General features: G+C 42.1%; 22 protein-coding genes and 1 tRNA gene. 3 read left to right on the top strand and 20 right to left on the bottom strand.

The window, feature by feature from the left end:
- Positions 1 to 139: 139 nt before the first annotated feature.
- The 4 genes from VF412_RS15810 to VF412_RS15795 form a co-directional block, all read right to left on the bottom strand.
- A complete protein-coding gene (locus VF412_RS15810; protein WP_331340229.1) occupies positions 140 to 1,279 on the bottom strand; it encodes a winged helix-turn-helix domain-containing protein in 1,140 nt (379 codons plus the stop codon).
- A 129-nt stretch (positions 1,280 to 1,408) separates the two neighbouring features.
- Positions 1,409 to 1,630, bottom strand: a complete 222-nt coding sequence (infA, locus tag VF412_RS15805) for a translation initiation factor IF-1 (RefSeq protein WP_331340228.1) — start codon at positions 1,628 to 1,630, stop codon at positions 1,409 to 1,411.
- A gap of 26 nt (positions 1,631 to 1,656) precedes the next feature.
- A complete protein-coding gene (locus VF412_RS15800) occupies positions 1,657 to 1,968 on the bottom strand; it encodes an RNA-binding protein (RefSeq protein WP_331340227.1) in 312 nt (103 codons plus the stop codon).
- Positions 1,969 to 2,204: 236 nt separating this feature from the next.
- Positions 2,205 to 3,410 carry a hypothetical protein gene (locus VF412_RS15795; RefSeq protein WP_331340226.1) on the bottom strand — a complete coding sequence of 402 codons (1,206 nt, stop codon included), beginning with the start codon at positions 3,408 to 3,410 and terminating at the stop codon, positions 2,205 to 2,207.
- Between the two features lie 445 nt (positions 3,411 to 3,855).
- Here VF412_RS15795 and VF412_RS15790 point away from each other — a divergent pair, with 445 nt between their 5' ends.
- Positions 3,856 to 5,343 carry a methyl-accepting chemotaxis protein gene (locus VF412_RS15790; RefSeq protein ID WP_331340225.1) on the top strand — a complete coding sequence of 496 codons (1,488 nt, stop codon included), beginning with the start codon at positions 3,856 to 3,858 and terminating at the stop codon, positions 5,341 to 5,343.
- Positions 5,344 to 5,478: 135 nt separating this feature from the next.
- On the top strand, positions 5,479 to 6,453 hold the full coding sequence (locus tag VF412_RS15785) for a hypothetical protein (protein ID WP_331340224.1): 975 nt from the start codon (positions 5,479 to 5,481) through the stop codon (positions 6,451 to 6,453).
- A gap of 384 nt (positions 6,454 to 6,837) precedes the next feature.
- On the opposite strand, the gene VF412_RS15780 is transcribed toward VF412_RS15785, so the two are convergent.
- The 10 genes from VF412_RS15780 to VF412_RS15735 form a co-directional block, all read right to left on the bottom strand.
- Complete coding sequence (locus tag VF412_RS15780; protein WP_331340223.1) at positions 6,838 to 7,413, bottom strand: hypothetical protein; 576 nt, start codon at positions 7,411 to 7,413, stop codon at positions 6,838 to 6,840.
- Between the two features lie 15 nt (positions 7,414 to 7,428).
- On the bottom strand, positions 7,429 to 8,526 hold the full coding sequence (locus tag VF412_RS15775) for a site-specific integrase (RefSeq protein ID WP_331340222.1): 1,098 nt from the start codon (positions 8,524 to 8,526) through the stop codon (positions 7,429 to 7,431).
- Positions 8,516 to 8,899: a helix-turn-helix domain-containing protein gene (locus VF412_RS15770; protein ID WP_331340221.1), complete on the bottom strand. Its 384-nt coding sequence runs from the start codon at positions 8,897 to 8,899 to the stop codon at positions 8,516 to 8,518. Before VF412_RS15770 ends, VF412_RS15775 begins: the two co-directional genes overlap by 11 nt.
- Positions 8,896 to 10,395: a YfjI family protein gene (locus VF412_RS15765; RefSeq protein ID WP_331340220.1), complete on the bottom strand. Its 1,500-nt coding sequence runs from the start codon at positions 10,393 to 10,395 to the stop codon at positions 8,896 to 8,898. Before VF412_RS15765 ends, VF412_RS15770 begins: the two co-directional genes overlap by 4 nt.
- Complete coding sequence (locus VF412_RS15760; protein ID WP_331340219.1) at positions 10,385 to 11,383, bottom strand: DUF7146 domain-containing protein; 999 nt, start codon at positions 11,381 to 11,383, stop codon at positions 10,385 to 10,387. Before VF412_RS15760 ends, VF412_RS15765 begins: the two co-directional genes overlap by 11 nt.
- 92 nt (positions 11,384 to 11,475) lie before the next feature.
- Positions 11,476 to 12,105, bottom strand: coding sequence for a hypothetical protein (locus VF412_RS15755; protein WP_331340218.1), 630 nt, complete (start codon positions 12,103 to 12,105; stop codon positions 11,476 to 11,478).
- A 53-nt stretch (positions 12,106 to 12,158) separates the two neighbouring features.
- Positions 12,159 to 12,755, bottom strand: coding sequence for an Eco29kI family restriction endonuclease (locus VF412_RS15750; RefSeq protein WP_331340217.1), 597 nt, complete (start codon positions 12,753 to 12,755; stop codon positions 12,159 to 12,161).
- A gap of 30 nt (positions 12,756 to 12,785) precedes the next feature.
- On the bottom strand, positions 12,786 to 14,012 hold the full coding sequence (locus VF412_RS15745; RefSeq protein WP_331340216.1) for a DNA (cytosine-5-)-methyltransferase: 1,227 nt from the start codon (positions 14,010 to 14,012) through the stop codon (positions 12,786 to 12,788).
- A gap of 1 nt (position 14,013) precedes the next feature.
- Positions 14,014 to 14,553, bottom strand: coding sequence for an ImmA/IrrE family metallo-endopeptidase (locus VF412_RS15740; RefSeq protein ID WP_331340215.1), 540 nt, complete (start codon positions 14,551 to 14,553; stop codon positions 14,014 to 14,016).
- 3 nt (positions 14,554 to 14,556) lie between these two features.
- Positions 14,557 to 14,868 carry a helix-turn-helix transcriptional regulator gene (locus VF412_RS15735; RefSeq protein WP_331340214.1) on the bottom strand — a complete coding sequence of 104 codons (312 nt, stop codon included), beginning with the start codon at positions 14,866 to 14,868 and terminating at the stop codon, positions 14,557 to 14,559.
- A gap of 539 nt (positions 14,869 to 15,407) precedes the next feature.
- Between VF412_RS15735 and VF412_RS15730 the strand changes: the two genes are divergently transcribed.
- The gene (locus VF412_RS15730) at positions 15,408 to 15,578 is read left to right on the top strand and encodes a hypothetical protein (protein WP_331340213.1); all 171 of its coding nucleotides are present in this window, start codon (positions 15,408 to 15,410) and stop codon (positions 15,576 to 15,578) included.
- A 46-nt stretch (positions 15,579 to 15,624) separates the two neighbouring features.
- Here VF412_RS15730 and VF412_RS15725 read toward each other — a convergent pair whose 3' ends face one another.
- The 6 genes from VF412_RS15725 to VF412_RS15700 all read right to left on the bottom strand — a co-directional run bounded on the left by VF412_RS15725 (position 15,625) and on the right by VF412_RS15700 (position 20,256).
- Positions 15,625 to 16,374, bottom strand: coding sequence for an HNH endonuclease signature motif containing protein (locus tag VF412_RS15725; protein WP_331340212.1), 750 nt, complete (start codon positions 16,372 to 16,374; stop codon positions 15,625 to 15,627).
- An 89-nt stretch (positions 16,375 to 16,463) separates the two neighbouring features.
- On the bottom strand, positions 16,464 to 18,023 hold the full coding sequence (locus tag VF412_RS15720; protein WP_331340211.1) for an ATP-dependent nuclease: 1,560 nt from the start codon (positions 18,021 to 18,023) through the stop codon (positions 16,464 to 16,466).
- A gap of 67 nt (positions 18,024 to 18,090) precedes the next feature.
- On the bottom strand, positions 18,091 to 18,486 hold the full coding sequence (locus VF412_RS15715; protein WP_331340210.1) for a hypothetical protein: 396 nt from the start codon (positions 18,484 to 18,486) through the stop codon (positions 18,091 to 18,093).
- Positions 18,487 to 18,494: 8 nt separating this feature from the next.
- Positions 18,495 to 18,794, bottom strand: a complete 300-nt coding sequence (locus tag VF412_RS15710; RefSeq protein WP_331340209.1) for a helix-turn-helix transcriptional regulator — start codon at positions 18,792 to 18,794, stop codon at positions 18,495 to 18,497.
- 357 nt (positions 18,795 to 19,151) lie between these two features.
- Positions 19,152 to 19,228, bottom strand: a tRNA-Met gene (locus tag VF412_RS15705).
- A 74-nt stretch (positions 19,229 to 19,302) separates the two neighbouring features.
- A complete protein-coding gene (locus VF412_RS15700) occupies positions 19,303 to 20,256 on the bottom strand; it encodes a hypothetical protein (protein ID WP_331340208.1) in 954 nt (317 codons plus the stop codon).
- Positions 20,257 to 20,304: the final 48 nt, after the last annotated feature.

Below are 20,304 nucleotides of genomic sequence, written 5' to 3'. Positions count from 1 at the left end.
TTGTAATATAGCCTGTGCAGCCCGCCTTGCGACTGTTAATGACTTCTTCCTTCAAAGCATGCGCAGTCAAAGCAATGATTGGCTTGTATCTTCGCCTTATGGGTTAAAAAATTTGGACAGGAAATAAAATTTGCCTTCGCTATCTATCAAGTTGGAATTTCTCGAAGCGATGAAGCTCCTGCTCAATCATCTTCTTGTTGTCTTGGGATTTGTGTTTTCCAAGCCAATTCCACTGCTGAACGAGAAGCTTCTGTTTCTGTCGATCTGTTTTCAAATCAAGAACTGCAACAGCCTTATCGCCAATCAGAACCGGCAAAGCGAAATATCCGTACTTGCGTTTTTCCTTCGGCAAATAGGCTTCGAAACGATGATCATAGTCGAAAAACATATAAAAACGTTTGCGCTGAATAACCAACGAATCAAATGGCGAAAGAATATGCACCAGATCTTCTGGGTGTTCGACCTTATGATCTAACAATTCAGGCTTCATCCAGAACTGAATTTTCGAAACATCTTCTATGTGTACGGGAATCAATGACCCTTTGCGCACCCGACCCTCGACACGCTTTAGAATTTCCTTCTTATGAGGCGTCTTTTCCAAATGGCAAAGGGAATCAATGCTCACGACTCCTTGCGAACGAAGGCCTCGATCTATTTCATAATCTAAGACCTCGTTTGCAGTGGCCGCTTTCGGCTTTTTATCCCAGCCAAAATGACGTTCTGTCAGTTCATATTTCTTCAACATGCCCTGACGTTCACTGATTACAAGATCGCCGCCATTAAAAGCCAATTGCAAAGCACGCTTTGAAGGTTTACGGCTGGCCCATTCGTGATCTTTCTCGACGAGGATATCGTCATCGATGTCTCGAATGGAAATCGGTCCTTCTTTTTTTATCAATCTCATGACTTTTTGTAGATCAGCTTTAGAGACAGAGCTATACCACGAAGAAGGATTTGCCTTACGACGTCTCATCGCTGGAATAAAATAGCGATAATCTTCAGAGGAAATGTAAGCCAGCGCATGAGTCCAGTACTCAAACACAGATTTATCATGGGTTTGCGCTTGATGAAGATGCGCTCGTTTGTAATCGGGAATGCGTGAATACAAAATATGGTGGTGACTGCGCTCGATCACATTGATGGTATCGATTTGCACATAGCCAAGATGTTGAACGGCCCGTGGTGTCGCCAGTGGTCCACGCCCAAATGGCCGAGCTTCTGATAAGCCCTGCGCTTTCAGCCAAATATCTCGGACCCTTTCACGATTTATCTTTTCCAAAAAGAATTTTCTCCAAAAAAATAATACGATAAAAAGGATCTATTGAGATATATCCTCAACAGATCCTACAAATAAGCATGTTACTCTAGATCATGTTATTTAATGAAGAAAAGAACTCAGACAAATTTATTAAATTCTTTGTCTGTGCAGTATCAGACCGTGTGTTGGATCATAAGGTGAAACACCTACCGTGACACGGTCACCAACAACAACTCGGATTTTAAATCTTTTCATTTTGCCACAAAGTTTCGCGGCAACTTCGACCCCGTTATCCAAGGTGACGGAATAGATTCCGCCCCCCGATAAATTAGAAATCTTCCCTTCAACATTGACCAAATCATCTTTAGCCATATGCGCTCCTTTCCGGAGAAAAGGTCTTAATAGCGTGATCTCCCGCCGAAACCGCCACGAGAATTTCCACGACCGCCACCTTCGCGTGGAGCCATAGGTTTAGCTTCGCTCACGTTGATAGAACGTCCGCCTTGATCTGTGCCATTCAATTTAGAAATTGCAGTCGCTGCATCTGCGTCTGAAGCCATCTCAACAAAAGCGAAACCTTTGCTGCGACCCGACTCGCGATCAGTCACGATGCGAGCTGATTCAACCTGACCAAATTGAGCAAACAAATCACCAAGTGATTGATCATCCATGTTGTATGAAAGATTGCCGATGTAAATTTTTTTTCCCATTATGCGCCTCCTAATAAAAGCCTGGGGCCATTCACGGAAAACAAAAGACCATCTGATGATCGACGAGAACGACTATGTATACTCCATTCAACACACATCTCTGGGAATAGATACTTTAATCGAAAAAATAACCACTCAAATCCAACAGATCGAACACCGTCGAGATGAAATGGAAACACCCGACTAATTTCACTATAAAATTCAAAGTCGGGTGTCTTTTATGACTTCATGAAAAATTAGCGTCGTCCCAAATGTGGTGGTGGGTCCGATGTGATGTTCAGATTTTCATAATAATTATATCTGATGTAATCCCTTACAGTGTGTTCTAAATCGATTCTTTGATAAGAGTAACGACCGTCCATCCACAATCCATTTATAAGCTTTCCATCGACATAGTAGTCCTCTGTGGCCGCGAAGCCAGGGGCCATTTTGAAAAGACGAAGCAGTTCATCTCTGGTGCCAACAAAAACGCGAGGTATTCCAAGCGCGTCTGTCCTTCTCTCGGCTTCTGCATTGGTGATTTTGACTTCATCGCGAGTTCTCATATCCAAAAATTGTCGATAGGTCCCATCAATGATGATTTCATTGCCCTCGCCAAAAGAGTCATCGATGACGTGCGCGTGAGATATATTTCCGGCGATTTTTGTTTTAAAGTTACTTCCTTGCAGGATTTCTAGCCAACGACCACTACTGACTCCGCAAGCAGGTTCATTGGTAGATAAGATCGCTAGATCTTCCGGGGACGCTTGGTCGCGAAGATAATTTTGGATGAACGTTTTGTATTCCTCGATCTTTGCACGCAGGCCCTCAGGCGGCTGATCAGGCTTCGTTGAGGATTGATCAGAAGATTTTGCGGTCGGTGTCCCCGAGTCTGTTCGCATCACACACAGAACAGAGTCTGGAAAACCGCGACTGAGTTTGCTGATATTCCCGTTGATGCCATTCAGAGCGAAGGCATCATAATTCCCCGGAGACGCAACAGCAGATGATGACCAAAACCAACGGTTTTTAATATCGGGAAATCTTTTAGAATCTGTAAGATCTTTCAATCCTTTTTCTGATAAAAATCTAGCGTCTCCGTGCATATCTTTATCGGCCTCGAAGCAATGAAGTAAGGCATCGAATTCATCTTTCGTCGGAAGGTCCAATCCCTTGCTCTTGCAAGCAGACAAGGCTTGCGATATTGCGTGATTGTTTATGATGATTCCTTTGTCATCGATATCTCCTAAGTTGGAGTAGAGGCTACGGCCGTTCTCTTCCGCATTTTTTGACCAATAAACAGTATGCTCAACTCCGAATTCGTCTTGTGAAGAGACCTTATGATAGACGGCGCTGTGATAGTTTTCATCAAACTGACATCCATTTTCTAAAACTTCCGCGAAGGAGTTATTTGAAGCGAAAAGAATAGAAATGAGCAGGAAATGAAAGATTGAGTTTTTCATAATACGAGTTCAATTTCGTATGCATAAAATGTCAAATTTATATTTAACAACACTCGCCGAGTTCAAGTGACTGAGTGACGTTCTCAAAGTTTTCATGAGAACGGTTATTTTCTTTTGAAAATGAAGCACCTGATCTCAGTTCCTTCACCAATGAAGAGTAAGGAGTGCGAATCAATTTTGCCAGAGACTTCCTCTCTAAATATTTTGTTTGTTTTTCCACGGATACCAAGAAAATGAAGAAGTTAACGTCAAGGTCTAGGGGCAAGTTCAGGAAGCTGTTTGATCGATGCACAAATGATTTTATATTTAGGTATAACGATCGAATTTCTTCTCATTTCTCAATTAAAATCGCTTTAGAGAAATGGCTTCTGCTGATGAACTTGAACTCAATTGAAATATCTCTTTTCCGAAAAGATCCGCAACAAGAGCGTTTGTGGAGGCCTTAGTGAATGCAGCTCAGCTTAGTTTAAAAGTAAAAATGCTAGCCCTATGTGTACTGCTTATAGCAATTAGTGGCGTCGTCGGACTTATCTCATATACCTCTTTGGCGAGTGTATCTGCAAGCTACGATAAAGTGATTGATCACAGCGATCCTAAAATGAAATTGGGTTATGAAATGATGTCGACCTATCGTCGCATACGCATTTCGCTACGTACATTGGGCTTGCAGGGACTTTCGGATTCCGAGGCGGATATCGCCATGAAAGACGCCTTAGAAAATGTGGCTCATTACGACAAACTAGAAGAGCAATATTTAAGTTATGGTTTTGCGGAAGGGCAAAAAGAACTTTACGAACACTTGCACGAAACGTGGGTTTCTTTTAAAAAAACTGGCGATGATGTTGCCGCTCTTCATAAGATAAATACCTCGGAAGCAAAGGACAAACTGGTGAAGATTTTCCTTACCGATTGTCCCGCGAAGGCAAAGATTTTTACCGAAGCCATGAATGCTCTTTTGCAATATCATCAAAAAATGGCCGAGCGTGATGTTGCCGAAGCCAAAGTTGCCGCTTCCAGTGCAAATCATTATATTTTTATGACGATTTTGGCAGGAATTGTTTTAGGTTTAGGAATTGGATTCTATATCGCCTCAAAAGTGTCTAAGACTGTCGGCAGAATTTCTCAAGAGCTTTCTCAAGGTGCAGAACAAGTAGCACACGCCTCACAACAGATTTCCGAGAGTTCGCAAAATCTTGCAAGATCTAGTACCGAGCAGGCCTCGGCCCTGGAAGAAACCTCGGCTACAATGGAAGAGTTAACTTCCATGATAAGACTTAATACCGAAAACGGAAAGCAAGCAGCAGCTCTCGCCGTGTCCACTCGTGAGATCGCTGTCAAAGGTGAGAAAGAAATTAAGGTACTCACGGACTCGATATATAGTATCTCCGCAGACTCTAAAAAAATTGAAGAGATCACGACTGTCATTGACGATATTGCATTTCAAACGAATTTATTGGCACTTAATGCCGCCGTCGAAGCAGCCCGTGCCGGCGAACAGGGAAAAGGATTTGCTGTCGTAGCTGAGGCAGTTCGAAGTTTAGCTCAGCGAAGCTCTGTGGCAGCGAAAGACATTGCCGAACTAATAAAAAATAGTGTCGAGAAGATCGAGACAGGAAGTCTTCAAGCAAAACAAGGAAGTGCTGTTTTGAGTGAAATCGTGACTTCCGTAAAAAAAGTCGCTGACCTGAATAGTGAAATCGCCAACGCCAGCGAAGAACAAAGTAACGGCATTGCTCAGATTGGCAAGGCCATGATTCAGATGGATCAGGGAACCCAACAAAATGCGGCAGCATCCGAGGAAGCCGCCTCCTCTGCTGAAGAGTTATCCGCCCAGGCAGTAAATCTTAAAAATAACGTGATTCAATTGAAAGTTGAAATCTTCGGCGCGAATTTGAAAGATCCAGATAAGAACTCAATCCAAATCTCGAGCTGAAAATTTGCGCGCGTTCGCTAAGAAGATTTGATTCCCAATAGTCGCTTGCCTTATGGAATAGCCACAATTTGTTGCGTTGCCAGCTAGGTAACAGATGTTAACATCAGGTCTTAATTCTTTTCAGGAATGGACCTTATGAAACTCACAAAGCTTCTTTTACTGACTTCATTAGTTATGACCGGCAAGTCAGCCCTTGCTTGCGATTTTTGCATGCTGGGTCAAGGTGTCAGTCCTTACTTGATGGGTGATAGCACTGGAATCACGCTTGATTCCACATTCATCCAATCAAACCAAGTTTTTGATCACAGCACTTCCATCAGTGGAAATGGCAAGAAAGAAGCTTGGACGATCTATAGTCTGACAGCCTTTTACTCTGCAACCCCCGACCTGAGTTTGATATTAACTATTCCTTACGTCTCTAAAACTAATGTTGATTATGACTCCGATACAAATACAAATCCTGGCACTCTCACTTCAGGACTTGGAGACATCAGTGTTACAGGACGTTATACGTTACTCAATGCACACTCTGCCCAAGGTACTACTATCGGTGGACTTCTTCTGGGGTTGAAACTTCCAACTGGCTCTACCGGGGAAAAAGATGCGCAAGGCAATCCCGTTGATCGCCATGCTGAACCCGGTACAGGTTCCTATGACCTAAACTTGGGCTTCACGTCAGCTTACACGGGCAACGGTTACCAGGCGACATTCGATGCTGTTTACTCTTACTCAGGCAAAGGGCAATGGAATGGCCGCAACCATCGCTATGGCAATGCTCTGAATGCTTCATTAAAAGGTTATCTAAGAATGTCTTCAGAAGATGTGACTCGCCATGCGCTTTATGTTTTCACAGGACCGGCCATCGAAGTTACTGGCAAAGAAACCGGCACACAAACTGATAGCGGTTATGACACAAATATGGTGAATCCATCTTCAGGTGGAACTGTCGGCTATTGGAGTTTGGGATTTTACGGAGTCCTTCAATCAACGACGATCGTGAACGCAGGAGTTTCTAAATCAATTTATCGCGACATGAATTACAATTCAAACTTCGATGCAGATCCAGCCGAGGACTACAAAATCAATTTGTCAGTAAGTTTCTTGCTATAAAATTCTGCTAATAAAGCTCAAGCACTCTTCGCCGAAAACCAAGTACGCGCTTGCATGCACGGATGGGCAAAGCCACTCTAATCTTCGCAAGCGTCTCTTACGCAGAACCATTAAAAAGATCACTGTAATACATAACGAATTGAAGATAGTTCTATGGATAAGCCGAGCAGAGCAAGAGAGCACCTTAGGAATACCTTTTGGTGAAGATACTGGAATCATCGCCGCCTCTCCCCGCTTAAATCGTTCTAGGCAGCCTGAAGACATAAAAAAAACCCTCCGTAACGATCAGATCGAGAGTTCTGGAGAGGTGTAAATGGTAGGGAGTGCGGAGGTTGAAATTGTTTAATAATTTCAATGCTCTTTTTCCCAAATAGCTACAAAATACTACACCACAGTTAACTGGGCCTCTACACTACTTTTTAAGAATTCTGTAAAAGGCATATCTTTCTGATAGTCGTAGAATGAAACTATTTTTCCACCTAATTCCACAGCTTCGCGCAAAGGACCGGGTTTGCTTCTCTTCTCGGCAGTTAAAACAATGTTACCAGTACATGCGCGCACAGCTAAAGAGGCATCAGCTTCTTCATCGTAAAGACCAGTCTTTTTCAACTTTGTTTTACTTACTTTGAATAGCTCTAAATATTTTCCTTCCTCATAAGTAGGCCATCTACCTTCTCCGAAGCCACCTGTTCTTGGGCGATATTCAGACGGTTGGTTGTAATCACCGAAGCCAAAGAAACAGTCCGTCTCAATTCCACAAGTTTCAATCTGCTTTTTAATGTAGCCAAGCAGTTCCTCGTTAGCAGCAGGAATACTTTCAATCTCAAATGCTCTAACTTCTTTCGTCATTAGCAGTTTGAATTTATCACGTGGAAACAGATCTAACAGTTCGACTTTGTTTTCAAATAAAGTATCCCATGCACAACTATCGACAAAAATTCGCACTTTATCATTTGTCATACGCACCTCGAGGTTCTACTTGGTAGGTAAAGCTATCAGTTTACCCGACTGCACTCCATGAATACTCATATCATCAAGACAAGCAGTTGAATCCTTAATGTTAATACCAGCTTTACGCATGTAGATCATCATCGTATCCATATCCTTCCAGCCTCCCATAGACATTACCTTGCTTGGAGCTACGCCCTTGCCTAATAGAAGCGTCGCCCAGCTCGCACGGAGGTCATGAAATCGAATTTCCGGAAGCCCGATAGCCTTCAGCAAGAAGCGTAGTTCTCTGGCCTGTTCACCCTTATCCCATTTGCTTAAACGCGGAAGAACAAAACTGTTCCCTCCCGATTGCAGTTTAAGTTCGGTCAACAAGGGCAATAAAGGCTTTGGGATTTCAACGATGCGATCATCACCGGACTTGGTAGATTTGTAACCGTCTTTACTCGACCAAGAACAATTCACGAGAATTTGTCGCTGCTCCAGATTTATTTTATCCCAAGTCAGCGCATACATTTCGCCGTTTCTCATGCCTGTATAGAGAGCTACGGCATAATGAGGATACCAAACCCAATCGAGTTCTTGTGCTCGTCTAAGCAAAGTTAGAATTTGCTCTTCATTCAGCCCAGATTTGATTTTGTCGCTTACTTTGAACTTTATCAAAGGAGTTGGATTACGCATGATCTTGCCCTGCTCAAGAGCGTATAAAAAGACGCTTCTAAGACACTTCACAAAAAACTTTTTATGAGACTCTGACTTTTCAGAAAATCGGTCGTTCAAAAGTTTGTGGATATCCTGAGTCGTAATTTCGTCTATACACTTGGTGCCCCAAGCCTCCAGGGTGTGATACTTAATAACCTTATCACGGTTATAAATTGTTCCCTTATTCAAAGCATTTCGGTCACTGATGTCTTTAAAGTATTGATCTAGAAACACAGTCCAAGTTGGAACAACCTCTCTTTTCAAAAGGTCATTTACCGCAACGACCAGCTCCGCATAAACTCGCTTAGCCTCGGCTAAAGTTGAAATTCCCTTTCTAAACCGCGCCGCAGGGAGTCGAGTGATCGGATGCCGCTTATGATAGGACACCTTATACGTTCCATCTGCTTGTTTTTTAATTCCCATTACTTGCTCCTCTCTTTTGCGAAAGGAGAAGCTGTCTTAACTCTTCTATTCGGTATCGGTTGCGATTTCCCATTTTATAAAATGGAACCTGACCATTCGAGGTCATATTTCTCAAAGCTCCCAAAGAAACCTTGAGATAGGCCGCTGCCTCTACCGAATCTAGCCACTCTTCAGTTGTCAAAGAACGAGTATGAGTCTCGTTGGTCTTTACCAAACGACGACCTTTAATTAAATGGTCCGGACCATGAGTTTTGGGGTCGGAAAAGTCAAGGATATGAGCGGGTGGGGTGCGATTTTTGCGATTCCCGCGATAAAATATATCTAAAACCGCAAAATTCGCAGAAATCGCAACTACTGGTCCTATATTATTCATACCAGAATCTCCCATACGTCTTTACGTTTCTTGCCCTCAATAACCATTCCATCTTGTATTTTACGAACATGATTATGCTCTTCGAGAATGTTCAGAAGTTTTTGGGCGACAGCTTTATGGCGAATAGAGTTCGGCCCTTGATGATATACCGTAGTGGCAGAAATATAAGACTCGCCTCTTAGCTTTAGCCAATCAGATAGCTTTTGCGCCAAGAGCATCTCGGGATTTATTAGTGCAGCATCAAAAAGTCGCAAGGCCTCTGAAAGATAGAACTGCATTAAGCAAATCGCAGACTCAATCTGATCTTTACCAACATTTTGAGCATTGATGTCTTGGATCAGGGATAGAACGGCTGCAATTCTTAAAACCTGTTCCGGCGCCTTTGAAGCAAAGCCTCTTATTGTAGAGAATTTCTTTCCTTCAGCTAGATTTTCCTCGACGAAATTATGAAAGAGAATCCAGAGATTCATTCCGGCCTGTGATACTGGTAGTTTGCGCGGTTTCAATTCATTGGACTTTCCTTCCATCATTGGCAATGGCATCTCTAATGCTTCTTTAATCGTGGAGTAATATCTCGTTAACGCTAAGTTATTGGCAAAATCTAGGTCCTTATAAAATCGAGAGCCTGCCGTTGATTCAGGGAAAGCAATCAAATTACGAGACAGAAAGCCTTGATCTTTCATCTGATCATTTCCGGTTACAAGGCCTGCAATTCGAGGTTGCATCATAAGATGTAAACACATGCGTTTTCCGTAAATTTTCGTCGCGCCATCTCCGGCTCGTACTCGTGGCATAGCATCGCCATCCCATAGCTTGCTAAAGCCTGAAATTGTTTTCAGTTGATTATCTGCATTCATGCTATGGCCACCCATCGTTAAACCTCCCTCATCTGAAAAAAGGCCAACACTGGGGCGACCACATATCAGAGCTTTCTGTAGGCCTTCCAAAGTAGGATCATCCATTAAAATTAACTGAGATGGGGGTGGTTCAGGCTTCACTCCTAGTGCTTGTAAATCAGTCTCGAATTCATGCTTTTCAGTATTTTTTCGGCGATTAAGTATGGCCTTCTTTTTAGCTTCCCAAGCTTCATTCTTTATATCGTAGAAATGACGAGCACCTTCATATTGAATAATTAAATTTCTCTCAATCTCGCGATGAGCCTTTAATACAATCTTATCGACCGCAGATTTGCGTTCACCAGATTGAGCTACAGTAAGTAAAAACAATGAAATTGGATGTCGAGCATCGCCACGAACAACATCAGCCAAACCTTGAACCGCCAACGCAGAAGCACCAAGTAGGCTTTGACCATAAAGTGCGTCTGGGGCCTGAATAGCCTCCTTCATCACTAAAGACGCCGAGTGAAGAATGTCACCTAAAGCATCTAATGGATAGGGATTAGCAGGAGGAAGTTCTCGAAACAAGGGTTGTGGCGGTTCTAAGTTGACATCGCTCTTCGGGTTAAATTTGTCTTCATCTTTCACGTTAAATTCCATACAACTCTCCATTATTTTTTAAATGATTATAAATATCTAACCAGTCTGATTTCTTGTTTTCAGATAAGGGGATCGGCTGTGGAACTTTCACAAATACCGTTTTACCTTCTAGGCATAGACGACGCGCCAAGGTAGCAGCAGCAATTTCTCCAACCTGATTTGCATCTAAGTCGGCCCATATTACGACCGTTGAAACATGTTTGGGAATTCTGACATTGGGAAGATTTGAAGCACTTATAGCGGACCAGGTCGGTTCCTTTGTTACTTCTCTTACAGCTAATGATGTTTCGACTCCCTCTGCAATATTAAGAAGCGTCTTGGGTTCATCAAAACGGATTGCACCACCAGCAACTGAACCCAGAATCTTTTTAGGTTCTCCCAGGGTAAGCTTCTGCCCCTCTTCGTTCAGGTAAATTCGATGTATGCCTGTAATGTTGTTATTGAGATCGGAAATCTTTGAAATCAAAGCGGGGAAACATCCAACATATTTTTTGCTATGGTAGAAAGATACTCGGGGATGCCAGCGGAAAGATTCGATCTTATCTGGTATAGCTAAGCCTCTCGAAGTGAGGTAAAGTGCTGCGACAGTAGAATCTAATATCGTCTTAGATTCGATCCAAATTCTCTTTACTGCCTCTAAATTTTTATTTTTTGATGATGCGTATATCTCATTTTTGTTTAAATTAGAACGATCTACACAGCCTAATGTTTCCGAGATGGCTTGTAACAACTTAGGAAAGTCTTGGTGACTAGTTAAGTTCAAAAGCTTGCCGAGAATCTTAAATCCATCACCACGTGCATCACATTGATGACAGTAGCCGGACCCATTTCCGTCTTTATCGTCCCATCGCCATCGGTCTTTGCCTCCGCAAAAAGGGCAAGGGCCATTTCTTTTGGTAAGGTATTCTCTGTTAAGGCCATGAGCAGTTAGAATAAAATACCACTGTCCATTTGCCTGTTTTTTTACTTCTTTTAAGTCTATTTTCATAAATTCTCCTTCTGCGAGCCAAGTCGCGTTTTAGGAGAACTTAGATGATAAATTTAAATTCGTAAGAGGGGTCTATTTCTAGTTCCCAGTTTCTAATTTCTACTTCCCAGGTTTTTCTTTTTGGCAGGCCCTTTAATGGCTTCTTTCAAAACATCGTAGATGGTATCGCTGGAGATTGATTTCCCATTCTTAAACTCCAATTCATGTCCATAATCTGCCACTGCCCGAGAAAGCTTTGTTATATTAATTTCCCCACTCTTCTTAAGAAGAGGATTAAACTCTAAAGGCGGTTTATTAATTAAATATAAAGCCCGGATCAAAATCTTGTTACGCATATCAATCCAATGATCGCCTCGCGAATCCGAAGATTTTAATATAACTTTTTCTCGAGGCCGCAATAGGTCTAACTTTTTAGCCTCATTTTTTAACTGAGAATCAAGAACAATTCCTATTTGTTCGGCCCAACTCAAACAGTCTGCGGGATTAATTTTGGTTGATTCAAAATTTCTTTTTAATATTTTTAAAAGTGATTCAATTTGCGAATCATTAATCACTTTGCTACGAGAAAATTTAGCTTCCGCTGCATCTTTCTTTTGATTTTCTAATTCAATAAAAAATTTTTTACTTGGAATATCTCCATCAAGAATGATGGCCGCCTCCAAGTGGTTCCAGTGAGACATCTTCAACCAAAAGAACCAGGAATCTTCATTAAGCTTCGTCATCAAAATCTCCTAGCCACATTTCTCCTCTGAAGCCACGCGTAAAAATAACATCGCTACTTGGATTTTATTTTTGAGAAATATAGCTCTATCGCCTTCAGCACCGCCTCTTCGGATTGCCCTTTTGGTAGACCTTTGGCAAATGGTCTACCTGGATGGATCATATCCCAATGAGATCTCGCCTGTTTCAGTCTTCCTTTTCCCGGACTATGAATGCCGAAACCTGGCACAATAACATTCCATATCGGGTTATAATGATTAATTAACAATGCCTCGGCCGCACTGGTGAACTCGGGGACCACCAATAACCACCTACATTCAAACTCTTCAAGTTTCAGATTTTCAGTTTTTGAAATAGATGAGGCATGCTCTTTAAGTCGTCGAATCACAAAGTTTGTCACAGCTTTATTTTTATCGCCGCTACCTTTTCTTCCACCCGGAATAACAGCTTTGCCGACATAAATTGGAGGGGCTTCTTTTTTTATAAGATGGCCATAATGGGAAAGTCCACCGCGATAATATATCGCATAAACTCCACAGCCTTGTTCAATATTATCTGGAGGAAACTTCATTAGAGGCCTCTCTTCAAAGGCCTCTATGAGAAGTTCGGTGACGTTCTGTTTGAAGGGATTAAATACAGTGTTCTTTGCCATCAATCAATTGTGGCAAACTGAAATCAATCGCTAAAGTGCAAACTCCATTTGGATTATATCTCTCGACCTGTTCTGGACTTTAGATTTGCTTGCAGCTATCAAATCGTTTTTCAATTTCTCCAATAAAACCGTGGCAAGCTTAACAGGAACTGCATTTCCAATCTGTCTCATCGCCTCACTACGTGAACCAACAAATTCATATTCATCAGGAAATGTTTGCATGCGGGCGGCTTCTCTAACAGAGAAATATCTAACAGATCCATCTTCATGCAAAATCATATTTTCCCCCCCAGGACATCCGTGAACACCAGCCTTAAGGGTCTTAGAAGGAAGATCAATATAACTTCCTGTATGTCCTGGATAAGATCTCGCTCCTGGAATACCAATATGATTTAAGAACGTCGGATGCCCTTTTCCGTCTTTAGGTACTGGCAGACCAATTAATGCGTCACGGACAGTTACATGAGGTTTGGCATTTGGTTTTTGTTGATTTAATCGAACTACTAATTTCTCTAAATCTTTAGGAACCGACTTCTTTTTTAGTCCATGCTTTTTGAAATATTCACCAGTCACATATTGGTCATAGATCAACGCCTCATAACTGTGAGTAGCCAATGGAAAAGTCCACTTGAATTTTTGATCAACTCTTATTCCTACAATAAAAAATCGCTCTCGTGACTGAGGAACTCCATAATCAACAGCATTTAGCAATGCACTTGAAATAACATAACTACTACTCGATCCATTTGATTTAGCATTTCTCAAAATTTTTAATTGAGATATCCAATCTCTACCTTCAAGCGGACAGCTATCAATAAACTCCAGCTGAAGATGTAGATATTCAACATAGTCTTTAAATCTTTTTGCAGTAAGTCCTTTGACGTTCTCAATGATAAACGCCTTAGGTTTAGCCGACGATAAAACTCTAATATATTCTGGGAATAAATCTCGACTATCCTCATGACCGTCCTTCTTGCCCCCAATGGAGAATGGTTGGCAAGGTGGCCCACCGGCCAAAACATCAAAACGTTCTGGAATTAGGTTTGGATCGAATAGTCTTACATCCATTTCCAAAATACGATTTTCACTAAGACCGTAAAAAGAATCAGAATTCTTTCTCAAAGTTGCACAAGAATTCTTTTCCCATTCCAAAAACATAGTTGGGGAAATTCCTGCTAAATGCGCTCCTAAAGCCATGCCGCCGCCCCCGGCAAAAAGCTCCACAGACTTCAATGATGGATTATTTTTTCTTTGCATATTAAAGATAACCCAACTTACCTAAACGGATGCTCATTGATATCTCCGACACTCCAAAAACTGCTGCTAAAGAAGTAACATTGGATTCTGTCAAATATGCTCCTGACCTAAACTTTACTATCTCCTGATCAACTAGAAATCGAGGCATAAGTAGAGATGCAGCAAAATGATTTGCCTCGACCTCTTTCCAATCCGAACCAAGGGAAGAGTTGTCATTGCGATAAAGAACTACAGAACCAGGCAGAGAAGAGCCTTCGCTAATATTAAGAGACGTGTTGTGTTCGAGCAAGATATGCCCCAATTCATGAGCCGCCGTAAATCTCTGACGGTTCGGGTAGTGGGATTGATTAATTGTTACTACCTTCAACCCACCTTCGATCATAGAAGCACCAGAGACATTTTCTGGAAGAGTCTCAAAAGCGTATTTAACATTATGACGAGTAAGAAGCTCAAAGACATCAAAGTTAGGTAAAAGCATTCCCTTTTCGGTCAATGCGTCTAAGGCTCGCTGCTCTATTGTCTTGTATCTTCTAGCATCCATATTTTACCCTTGATCCTCTCGGGCTTTTGCGAAGCTCTGTTTTAATTTTTCTTTTAACTCTGAGTCACTGACTTTCTCTAAAGAGTTTCCCAAATTCAGTTGAGCACCTTCTTCTGAAACTTGATCAATTGAAATGCCTAGTTTTCGAGCTATTTGAATAGCCGCATCCAAGCCAGGAACCTGTTTTCCTTGCTCATAGTTTGCAATTGAAATACGGCTAATTTGAAGTTCTTGCGCAAGCTCATCTTGAGAAAGATCAAGAGTTTCACGCATTTGCTTCATTTTTTCCCCAAAAAGCTTCGCTTCTTTCGACATAGAAATGCACCCTACTTTACGGTAGTCTTATTTGTGTTCGTTGAAAAGTCTTGTTTTCTGTATATTTTACCTTGCAGCGATATGCAATATGCAGTAGCGTTATAAATATCGAATAGCTCATATTGAGACTCGATGTTACTGGAGGGGTCCTTGTAACTTAAATCATTATATTTTGCTTATTAACAGATAAGGAACGGGGAGCTCCCAAAAAGAAAGGGAGGCGTCAGCCCCCCAACCTTACGGCAGCTCTTGACGAGACACCGGATGTGCAACTCCTAATTTAGGAGATTCCCAAGTCCCCGTCAAGACCTGTCTTAACTCGACCGGGGTTTACAATGTCTCAACAAATTGATGACGTACCTCCAGGCTATAAGGTGATCTACTGCCGTTACATCGTACGTAATGGCAAGACGATCTATCCAAAAGGCTCAAAGTTTTTTCGCTTTGTAGTTAAAGCATAGCCATGAAGGGCGATGGCACTTTCGCCGTCGCCCTTAATTTTATAACAATTTAACTTTTAATTTTAATGAGGATATTTTATGGCAACAAATCCGCCAAAAGGTGATGGACATAGAAACGGAGCTGTTAAGGATCGCTCTCAAACATATAACCCAAAAAATGATCGCTGGGTAAAGCGCGGTACCGATGGAAAGTTTATGGATCAAAAAGCAGATCCAAAACCTTTCAAAGGAATTCGCAAAGAAAAATAAATTTAAAAGTGGGTAGGAAGCTACCCACTTTTAGCTTTCAATCGTGTCAGATGCGAAATCCACCACCAAGATACCAAGGATCAGCCGCAAGCGATTCATACATAGCCGTCTGCCATGAATTGAGATGCGCACTTCTAAATGCAGCCGCCTCCCCCAGCAAATAGTTTTCAACTTCACCCACCCCGCCAACCTGCAGGAGCGGCTCAAGTCGATCTTTCAATACTATAAGTTGATCAGCTGCATTCGATCCAAAAGTTTCTGCAAGACCAAGCTCATCAAAGTGGTGCTTCACTCTGTCTCTTAAAACCTGAGGCCATATCGCCGGACATTGAACGCTAAATACAATAGCCAACGGATTCAGAACTGACGCAACCAACCATTTTTCACCCTCAACATTGTCATAGTACGGGTGTAAAAAAATATCATTCGGCAGACTTGGCACTTGAGTCTTTTTTGCGTTATTGCAATCACGACACGCAGGCACGAGGTTTATAGGGACGACCGCTAAAGCCGGATAGTGCGACTTCGGAAGGACATGATCAAGAGTAGTAACATTACCAACTGAACAGAGAGGACACCTGCCATTGGGCGCGGACGACATTATCTTATTATAAATACTTCTGCCCGGAGAGTTTTTTGGAACCATTCTCCCTGTATATACGGCAATCAATTCATCACTGGTCACGATACCGTTAAATTGAGAATCTCCAGACGGCATCTGATGTAAAGTTCCGTTCGCGACTCTAAGTTGATAATCCACATCAGATGCTGTTATTACAGGTTCTGCAGCAGTCAATCTGCCTCTCAATGTCAAAGGCCGAGCTCTACCAATACACTCCAAAAAAGTGTCAGTCGCTGCGTGTGTAGGACGCGATAGCCTTCTCATTAAGACACCTGACTTCTACGCGTAGCTATCAATGTTCTTATTATAGCTTTAGCCTCAGCACCAACCTCATTTCCGAAGTCAGCAATTACCTGATCGTAGGTTTTGTCTCCATCAAGTGCTTCAGTAATTAGCTTGTGATAACCAGACTTGATAACTTCTAGTCCAAAAACTTCCCTTGTTAAAACGCCAGTATTTTCTCCAAAAGTTTCTAAATCTGGACGCTCGGCAACCGCAATACTTCCATGCCTTCTTAATTTCCAAGCACATTTTCTGGGCACTTCCTGAAGAACAACTGGGGAGTGGGTCGCGATAATTGCAACTCCATTTCTATTTACGAGAAGGTCTGACAAAGCCCTAACAAACGCGCCAAGAAGTGGCGGATGTAGATGAGCCTCTGGCTCATCTAATAAAATAAGAGAACGTTCTGCTACCAGCTCGACAAGCTTTGTGATGGTTAAAAGAACAATTTTATGTCCAGAGCTAAGACGTTTAAAAGTTGATCTAGCAATTTTACCAAATTCAGTTGCATTTTTGAGATGCAGAGACAGCTTAATACCTAAATCTGCAATGCCTGCCTCTCTAAAGATAGGGTCTGACTCGAGTTGGGCGATGGCGCGATTCCATCTTTCTTTTCGAGGCCCCCTAAGGCACATCTTCATGCTCTCAACAAAGTCACCCGTTAACATATCTGGTGATTTTGGAGCTTGCGCAATGCTCCCGTCAGTCTCAATTTGTTTCAAACCAATATAGTGATACTTTGTTTTAGAATCAGATCCTGCAATAGGAATAAACTGGTCAAACGCACTAAATGTAACGGAGATCAAATTAGCAAATAGGCTACCTGCATCCTCATCATCTAGCGATGAGAAAACTCCAAATTTACGACGAGTTATTTTCTCTCCAACCAGTGCGTTAGCCATTCGATCTAAAAGATATGTCTTACCTACGCCATTACGTCCAATGAGAACATGAATATTACTTGGGGGATTTGACTCCGCCTCAACATCGAAAGAGATACTTAAAGGCTCCTCGCTCGTTGCTACCTGTCTGGGCGCCGTATAAGAAAAATGGTAGTTTGATAATCTGGCGCCACCTTCAGCCAGGCGTTTAAATTGACCACGAACCGTTGCTGGAGTTATCGAACGCAGTAGGGATGTTTGAGTAATATCTTGGTGTTGCGCACGTTCAAAAAGATTTTGATCTACAGCTAAATCATTTAGTCCATTCAGAATATAACGCTTAAAACTTGGTTTTAATTTATTTAAGCTATCATAGTAGCTATCGTCCTGCCCTAGAGAGAAAAACTTTTCATCTAATTTCGTGAAAGACTTGGGAATGCCGGGCCGGCGATTCTTTTCTCCGTCTGCTTGAAACTCCCCGATCTTCACAGAGCCAATGTCGTGTCTCTCACCGTCTTTATCGAAAACAACGAGCGAGTACATTGTGGAGTAAGTAAACCAATCATCCCAATTATCTTCTACAAGAAACGCACACCCTGCTTCACCAGCAGGAATCTTTTTAGTTGTTGACGGTAAAACTCGAAAAGTAAATTCAGACATTAACTTACGTTTCGGATAAATATAATTTTGATTAATAAAATTTTTGTCTAGATTAAGAAGCTGCTACTCATTTCTTTAGTTTACTGTTGGATAAACCGGACTTTTCCCTTGGACTCATTTCTAAAAAGAAGACACATCTATTATCTAAGTCTGGACGTTCCCCATACTTCTTTTTGTAGAGGTCTAGCAGTTTATCAGCCTCATTCATAGCATCAACACCGTCGCGCCCCGCCTGATTCAATTTAGTCATATTTACAGAACCAGATACCTTACCTATTTTCTTCTCATGGTCCATGGCTTTCTTCGAGTCATATGCCCTCTTAAGCGCATCACAAATATCACTCAACTCATCAATTTCAATCTGCTCATCTTTACTCAATTCCCTATCGGTCTTTACTTCCTCAGCAAGTAAAGACGACGAGGTAAGTACCAATACTAATCCCAGAGCTACAGCAATTCTCATAAAACCTCCTAACGACCTTTCTGACGACGTTCAATTCGATGAAGAGTAATCCGCACATCACCAGAGAAAATCTCTTTCAAAATTTCCTCCCCAATAGAGTCATGCGGATCAGGTTCATCAAATAGCAATTCATGCACCGATATCTTTAGAACCGATGCGACCCTTTTAATTTGATCTGGATTGATTGATTTTCGGCCTGTGGTCCACGCGTGGACCGTCTGCATAGGAACGCCAGCCTCTTTCGCTAAACGCGATAAAGACAAACCGTGCACCTTACAGAGTTGATTTAATTTTGAGCCTAGCTTCATATCGACCTTTCTTTCGGCAAATGAAACTCGCTCAATGACAACTTTCCTCAATACAAGATGCTTAATCCCTTATCGAAGATGAATTCATGGTAAAGACCGACGTCACCTTCTCTGATCCGAGATAGTAAATCGGTTTTAATGAATTGAATGGCTAGAAACTACAAATCGCGTAGTTTGTGAAACCACGAACTACAGCCAAGAACTACAAAGCATAGCAATTGACGTGATCTCGCATGATTTACTGTGATTTACAGTGCAGAAGAGAAAAGAGGCTTCCCTCTCGTAAGATTATAAAATTGTTTTGTTTTTTCGCTTTTCTTAGAACTTTGATTTCTTTGGTTCGACTGCTGTCGAAAATGGTAGGGGGCGAGGGACTTGAACCCCCGATCCCAGTGTTATGAGCACCGTGCTTTAACCAACTAAGCTAGCCCCCCACTCGTAATCAATTTAGCAAAAATGATCTCAGAGGGCAAAAGCAGAGGTTGAGTCACCGCATCAGTGCAAAAATCTACTTCACAGCGGGATTTGTTGTTGTACGCGAGCTAGGACGTCCCGAAGTTGGTGCACCACCCATAATTCCCCCGCCCATAGGCATGCCGTAAGCACTACCCATCATCAAACCCATGCCCGGCATACCAATTCCACCGTACATGCCCATGCCCCAGCCATCGGCCATCGAGCACATCGCGATCTTAGAACCAAGATCGAAGTTAGCATCCGCGTTCACCTTGCCTGGATTTGTCCCTGAATAAATGCCAAAATAGCCATTTTGGAAGGACTTCTTTTCAGCCTTTAATTCCTTTTCGCGACTTTCAAAACTTGCCTGTGCCATCGCAAATAAGTTCGCACATTGAGCCGCATTCTGCGCGCCCATCTGTTTTAGAATCGGACCCAAAGAATCACAGAATTTTTTATCATAAGTCACTTTCGCTTCAGCCTGAGAATTTGCATCCTTCATCTGATAAGTAACGTCCTGATTCACAGAGCAGTTATCACCGTCATAAGTGAAAGTACTTTCCATCGATTTTACCAAAGGCATTTGATTCGCCATGCAATTTGGACACGACTTCGCAAAAGAATCTCGGGCTGCGGCTTGTTTATTCACATCCCACAACTTGTTTACCGAAGTGATCTTACCATTCTGACGAGTGATCTGGATCGTGTGCTTCACGACTTCCATAACCATTTTGCCATCAGCGGAATAGCGTGGCTCTTTCGTTTTATAAACGATCGTTTCTACATCACCTTGAGTTTCACGAGACACTACACGATTCGGATCAGTCACTTGTGTCTTACCATCCGGAGAAATGTAAAACGCAGATCCATCCGGGTCCATTCCCGCAAACATATCCATAGCGGCGCCGTTGATTTTCGCCTGACATCCGAAGTTTTTATTCGGATCAGTAGCCGCAGAAGCAGCGATAGAAGCAAACAATAGAATACCGATAATCCCAGATTTCACATTATCTCCCTGTTTAATTGTAAGTACTTTTATATGTTAAACAGGAAG

Source organism: Bdellovibrio sp., assembly GCF_036384735.1.
Classification (GTDB): domain Bacteria; phylum Bdellovibrionota; class Bdellovibrionia; order Bdellovibrionales; family Bdellovibrionaceae; genus Bdellovibrio.
This window is presented reverse-complemented; position numbering and strand designations above follow the sequence as displayed.

Excerpts from the sequence above, each read along its gene's own strand:
- VF412_RS15770 (WP_331340221.1), bottom strand. The coding sequence starts at position 8,899 with ATGAATAATATAGGACCAGTAGTTGCGATTTCTGCGAATTTTGCGGTT.
- infA (WP_331340228.1), bottom strand. The coding sequence starts at position 1,630 with ATGGCTAAAGATGATTTGGTCAATGTTGAAGGGAAGATTTCTAATTTA.
- VF412_RS15750 (WP_331340217.1), bottom strand. The coding sequence starts at position 12,755 with ATGGCAAAGAACACTGTATTTAATCCCTTCAAACAGAACGTCACCGAA.
- VF412_RS15785 (WP_331340224.1), top strand. The coding sequence starts at position 5,479 with ATGAAACTCACAAAGCTTCTTTTACTGACTTCATTAGTTATGACCGGC.
- VF412_RS15765 (WP_331340220.1), bottom strand. The coding sequence starts at position 10,395 with ATGGAATTTAACGTGAAAGATGAAGACAAATTTAACCCGAAGAGCGAT.
- VF412_RS15760 (WP_331340219.1), bottom strand. The coding sequence starts at position 11,383 with ATGAAAATAGACTTAAAAGAAGTAAAAAAACAGGCAAATGGACAGTGG.
- VF412_RS15800 (WP_331340227.1), bottom strand. The coding sequence starts at position 1,968 with ATGGGAAAAAAAATTTACATCGGCAATCTTTCATACAACATGGATGAT.
- VF412_RS15775 (WP_331340222.1), bottom strand. The coding sequence starts at position 8,526 with ATGGGAATTAAAAAACAAGCAGATGGAACGTATAAGGTGTCCTATCAT.
- VF412_RS15715 (WP_331340210.1), bottom strand. The coding sequence starts at position 18,486 with ATGAGAATTGCTGTAGCTCTGGGATTAGTATTGGTACTTACCTCGTCG.
- VF412_RS15755 (WP_331340218.1), bottom strand. The coding sequence starts at position 12,105 with ATGACGAAGCTTAATGAAGATTCCTGGTTCTTTTGGTTGAAGATGTCT.
- VF412_RS15780 (WP_331340223.1), bottom strand. The coding sequence starts at position 7,413 with ATGACAAATGATAAAGTGCGAATTTTTGTCGATAGTTGTGCATGGGAT.
- VF412_RS15740 (WP_331340215.1), bottom strand. The coding sequence starts at position 14,553 with ATGGATGCTAGAAGATACAAGACAATAGAGCAGCGAGCCTTAGACGCA.
- VF412_RS15735 (WP_331340214.1), bottom strand. The coding sequence starts at position 14,868 with ATGTCGAAAGAAGCGAAGCTTTTTGGGGAAAAAATGAAGCAAATGCGT.
- VF412_RS15745 (WP_331340216.1), bottom strand. The coding sequence starts at position 14,012 with ATGCAAAGAAAAAATAATCCATCATTGAAGTCTGTGGAGCTTTTTGCC.
- VF412_RS15795 (WP_331340226.1), bottom strand. The coding sequence starts at position 3,410 with ATGAAAAACTCAATCTTTCATTTCCTGCTCATTTCTATTCTTTTCGCT.
- VF412_RS15720 (WP_331340211.1), bottom strand. The coding sequence starts at position 18,023 with ATGTCTGAATTTACTTTTCGAGTTTTACCGTCAACAACTAAAAAGATT.
- VF412_RS15730 (WP_331340213.1), top strand. The coding sequence starts at position 15,408 with ATGGCAACAAATCCGCCAAAAGGTGATGGACATAGAAACGGAGCTGTT.
- VF412_RS15710 (WP_331340209.1), bottom strand. The coding sequence starts at position 18,794 with ATGAAGCTAGGCTCAAAATTAAATCAACTCTGTAAGGTGCACGGTTTG.